The following is a 4,662-nucleotide window of genomic DNA, read 5'->3' on the forward strand; positions in this document are numbered from 1 at the left end:
GGGCGGCCGCCGGCCCTCGCCGCCGCCCGCTTCTGGCCATATATTCCGTACGAGGAGCTGCCATGCGCGTCCTGCTGGTCAACATGCCCTGGTCACCGATCGATCTGCCGTCCCTGGCTCTCGGCATCCTCAAACGCAGCGTGGACGAGCGGGTTCCCGGCGGCCGGGCCGAAGTGCTGCACGCCAACCTGGAGTTCACCGACTGGATCACCGGCCGCATGGAGTTCTCCGGGGACGACTACGAGTACTACGCCCTGTCCTCCTACTTCATGGGATGCGGCGACTGGGTGTTCTCCTCCGCGCTCTACGACGATCCCGAGTGGCGGAGCGAGGAGTTCACCGCCGTGATGAAGGGGAGACTGCGGTCCTCCCGTCTGCGGCAGGCGCGGGAACTGCACCGGATCGCACCGGAGTTCGTCCGGGAGATTGCCGAGCGGATCGTGGCGTACGGACCGGACGTGGTCGGCTTCACCTCCACCTTCCAGCAGAACACCGCGGCGCTGGCCGCCGCCCGACAGGTCAAACTGCTGGCCCCGCACATCGTGACCGTCATGGGCGGCGCCAACTGCGACGCCGAGCAGGGCGCCACCGTCCACCGCAACTTCCCCTTCGTCGATCACGTGGTGCGCGGTGAGGGCGAGGTGGCCTTCCCCCGGCTGCTGACGGCGCTGGCCGAGGGGTCGGACCCGTCGGAGATCCCGGGGCTGTGCCACCGCGGGGCGGACGGCACCAGCACCGCCAACCCGATGAGCACCTCGCCGATGCCCCCCTCCGCCATCCTCCCGCCCGACTACACCGGCTACTTCGAGCGGCTGGCCGCCTCCGTGGCCCGCAACTGGGTGGAGCCCAAGCTCGTCGTCGAGGGGGCCCGCGGCTGCTGGTGGGGCGAGAAGCACCACTGCACCTTCTGCGGGCTCAACGGCTCGTTCATGCAGTTCCGCAGCAAGAGCCCGGAGGTATTCCACGACGAGATCATGGAGCTGGCCCGCCGGCACCGGGTGCTGGACATGTACGTCGTCGACAACATCCTCGACATGGGCTATCTCAACACGGTGCTGCCCCGCATCATCGACAGCGGGTACGACCTGCGGCTGCACATCGAGATCAAGGCCAACATGCGCCGCTCCCAGCTCCGCACCCTCGCGGACGCGGGTCTGATCTACGTCCAGCCGGGCATCGAGAGCCTCAACAGCCGTGTGCTGGGGCTGATGGACAAGGGGGTCAGCGGCTGCCAGAACGTGCGAATGCTGCGGGACGGCGCCGAGACCGGCCTGTCGGTCTCCTGGAACTACCTCCACGGCTTCCCCGGCGAGACGGCCGCCGACTACGAGGGGGTCATAGCCCAGATACCGGCGCTGGAACACCTGAACCCGCCGGTCGACATGTCCGCCCGCATCGCCATCGAGCGTTTCAGCCCGTACTTCACCCGCCCCGAGCTCGGCTTCTCCGGGCTGCGCGCCGAGGAGCACTACCGCTTCACCTACGACCTGCCCGAAGAGGAGCTGTACGACCTGGCCTATGTGTTCGAGGCGCCGTCACGCGGCATCGGCGAGGAGACCGTCAAGTCGCTCAACGAGGCGCTGGCCGCCTGGAAGAAGGCCCACACCGACAGCAGGCTCACCCACGCCGACCTGGGCGACCGGATCGTGCTGGTCAGTCGTCGGAGGCTGTTCGACTGGGGCGCGCTGGAGCTGACCGAACCGCTGGAGGTCGCGGCCTTCCGGCTGCTGGACCAGCCGCACGCTCCGGCGGCCCTCACCCGCAAACTCACCGCCCGGCTGCGGTACGCCGTGGAGGAGGACGCCGTGGCGGGGCTGCTGAAGCGCTGGCTGGAACTCGGTCTGGTCTTCGCGGAGGGCGGTCAGTACGTCCACGTGGCCCCCGCGGCGGTCAACGAGGATCTGCTGCGGCTGGACTTCATGCGCCATCTGCACGCCGCCCCGCGGGAGGGCGGCTCCGCACCGGCGGCGCGGCCGACGGCCGCTGTCTGAGGATTGCGCGGGCCTCCGAAGGCCACAAGACCACCGGCCACCGGCCGGGCAGGCGTACGAGGGAGAGGAAACGATGAGCACGACGACCACGGAACGCCCCGGCGACCCGGCACCGCTGACCGTCGCCGCCTGGCGCGACTACGACCCGCGGGCGTGCGCGCTGCCCGGCATGCGCCTGGACGACGTGCGCGTCGAGGGCCCGGTCGCGGCGGCGGTGGACCGGCTGTGGGAGGCGGTGGACCTCACCGCCGCCGGTGATCCCGGCGCCGCGGCACGCGCCGTCCGCGACCTGTGCCTGGTGCGCGACCTCACCGCACGCGCGGTGTTCGTCGAGTGGCGGCTGCGGCTGCCCCCGGAGCCCTCCGACGGCTGGCAGGTCCTGGGACACCTCCAGCCGCCCGGTGAGCTGGAGGGGCCCGAGGACGCGGCCGGGGCGCTGGCCCGATGGCGCCAGGGGCACTATCTGTGCAAGTGCCTGTGGCGGCAGGGGCCCGGTTTCGTGCAGATACGCGACCGCCGCTGGGGGGATCTGCGCCGCTTCACCGCCGACGGGCCCGAGTACCACGCGGCCATCACCGCGCTCGACCACGGCGCACACGCCGGCGACGTGCCGGCTCCGGTTCTGGCGGAGTTCCGCGAGGAGCGCCTGGTGGCCGACGTGGGACCCCTGGTGGTGTGGCTGCCCTACCGGGTGCGGCGGTGGATCCAGGAGGCCATGACCATCTGACGGCGCCGTGCTGCCGCGGTCCGGCCCGCGCGCCGAGCCCGCCGTCTTCCCCTTTCCCCGCGCGTTTCCCCGCGCGCCGGTCCGGGAGACATGCCGCCCACGCGGGAGACGCCGGGGCCGCGTCCCTCCGGTGTGCGCCGAAGGGTCGCGGCCCGGGGTGCGTCCGCCGCCGCGGCGGGCGCCTGTCAGCCGAGCGGAACGACGGCGACAGGCGCCTTGGAGTGGTGCATGACCGCGTGGGCGACCGGTCCGATGTGGAAGCCGATCGGCGAACGGCGGATGCGGCGGCCGACGACGACCAGCGAGGCGTCCTCGGATGCCTCCGTCAGGTGGCGGGCGGCCCGGCCCGTCACGGCCTGCGCCCTCACCTCGACCTCCGGGTACCTCTCCCGCCAGTGGCGCAGCGCGTCGTTCAGGTTGCGGGAGCTCTCCTGGGCCAGGTCGGTCGCCAGACGGGAATCGACGGCGACGGGGTCGACGCCGTAGACCAGCGGCGGGTTCCAGCCGTGGACGACCCGCAGAGCCGCGCCGCGCCGGGCGGCGGCCTCGAAGCCGAACTCGACGAGCTCGTCGGCCGGCCGGTACAGCTCCAGTCCCATGACGACATCGCGGTGCGGATCCGGGGATTCGGCGCCCCCGGGCCCGCCCTCCTTCGATGTCCCGGCCCGCACCAGTACCACCGGGCACTCCACACGGGCGACGGTGGCCAGGCCGACGGAGCCGACCAGGAAGCCGGCCACGGGTCCCAGGCCGCGTGTGCCGATGACCAGCATCTCGGCCTGCCCGGCGACCGCGGTCAGCACCTCGGAGGGGCTGCCGGTGAGCTGGTCTGTGGTGATGTCCAGCTCCGGATGGCGGCGGGCGAGGTCGTTCGCCGCCTCGCGCGGGATCCGCTGGGCCCAGTGCTGCCGGGTCTCGGGGTCGGCGAAGGAGTCCGGAGGGGTGAAGGGGTCGGGTTCCCGCACGTGGACGAGACGCAGCGGCACCCCGCGCCGGGCCGCCTCCCGGGCCGCCCAGTCGGCGGCGGCCAGGCTCTCTGCGGAGCCGTCCACTCCAACGGTGACCGTGCGTACCATCACAACACCTCCATCATTGACGGGCGGCCTTGCGCCGCTTTCGTTTCCATGATCGGGCCGGGTACCCCTCTTCGGCAGGTGCCACTGGTCCCCGCCGTGCGGGCCCGACGTCCCGCGGGGCCGGAGAGGGCGGCGGGCGAACGGCCGACCCGCGGCGGCCGGCCGCGGCAGAGGCCCGCGGGCTCCTGCGAGGGGACCGAAGGTCCCGCCCGCGGCCCCGTACGGCCCCTGCCCCGGCGGGGCGGGAAATCCGACGATGACGGCGAGGTACCACTTCCCGGCCGCGGGAGTACAACGGGAGTAGAGGCAGCGGCGGCGGACCGCCACGACACCCGGCCGGAAGCGGACGCCTCCGCGCGCACCACCCGTCTCACCGCCAGGGAGGCCCGCCATGATCGTCACTGCCAACAACCTGCTCGGGGCGCTACCCCCGGAGAACCGCGAGCGGCTTCTGGAGCTCGCCCGCGAGGTCTCCTTCCCCGCTGGCGCCCGCATCTCCGAGGAGGGCCACCGGGCCGACCGGTTCTGGGTGATCCGCACCGGCTCGGTCACTCTCGACATGCGGGTGCCCGGCCGCCGCCCGGCGGCGGTGGAGACCCTCTCCCACGGTGACCTGCTCGGCTGGTCCTGGCTCTTCCCGCCCTACACCTGGCAGCTGGGCGCCGAGGCGCTCAGTCCGGTGCGGGCCCTGGAGTTCGACGCCGCCCGGGTGCGGGAACTGTGCGACGCCGACCCGCTGTTGGGACGCGCGGTGGCCCTGCGGATGGCCGCGATCATCTCGCACCGGCTGCAGGCGGCCCGTACCCGGCTGCTGGACCTGTACGGGCCCTACGGCAGCGGCCCCATGTCGTGGCACGCGCCCCGGCGC

The 4,662-nt window shown here is 72.8% G+C and carries 4 protein-coding genes; 3 read left to right on the top strand and 1 reads right to left on the bottom strand.

The window, feature by feature from the left end; genetic code table 11:
• Nucleotides 1-62 precede the first annotated feature (62 nt).
• Nucleotides 63-1,991: a RiPP maturation radical SAM C-methyltransferase gene (locus LJ221_RS04825; protein WP_241714010.1), complete on the top strand. Its 1,929-nt coding sequence runs from the start codon at nucleotides 63-65 to the stop codon at nucleotides 1,989-1,991.
• A 73-nt stretch (nucleotides 1,992-2,064) separates the two neighbouring features.
• The gene (locus LJ221_RS04830) at nucleotides 2,065-2,718 is read left to right on the top strand and encodes a DUF5825 family protein (RefSeq protein ID WP_241714012.1); all 654 of its coding nucleotides are present in this window, start codon (nucleotides 2,065-2,067) and stop codon (nucleotides 2,716-2,718) included.
• Between the two features lie 185 nt (nucleotides 2,719-2,903).
• Here the strand turns inward: LJ221_RS04830 and LJ221_RS04835 are convergent, their stop codons facing one another.
• A complete protein-coding gene (locus LJ221_RS04835) occupies nucleotides 2,904-3,794 on the bottom strand; it encodes a universal stress protein (protein WP_241714014.1) in 891 nt (296 codons plus the stop codon).
• 391 nt (nucleotides 3,795-4,185) lie between these two features.
• Between LJ221_RS04835 and LJ221_RS04840 the strand changes: the two genes are divergently transcribed.
• The coding region (locus LJ221_RS04840; protein ID WP_241714016.1) for a Crp/Fnr family transcriptional regulator at nucleotides 4,186-4,662 on the top strand (477 nt) is incomplete at its 3' end.

This window comes from Streptomyces sp. CNQ085 (assembly GCF_022614595.1).
Lineage (GTDB): Bacteria > Actinomycetota > Actinomycetes > Streptomycetales > Streptomycetaceae > Streptomyces.

Excerpts from the sequence above, each read along its gene's own strand:
- LJ221_RS04825 (WP_241714010.1), top strand. The coding sequence starts at position 63 with ATGCGCGTCCTGCTGGTCAACATGCCCTGGTCACCGATCGATCTGCCG.
- LJ221_RS04830 (WP_241714012.1), top strand. The coding sequence starts at position 2,065 with ATGAGCACGACGACCACGGAACGCCCCGGCGACCCGGCACCGCTGACC.
- LJ221_RS04835 (WP_241714014.1), bottom strand. The coding sequence starts at position 3,794 with ATGGTACGCACGGTCACCGTTGGAGTGGACGGCTCCGCAGAGAGCCTG.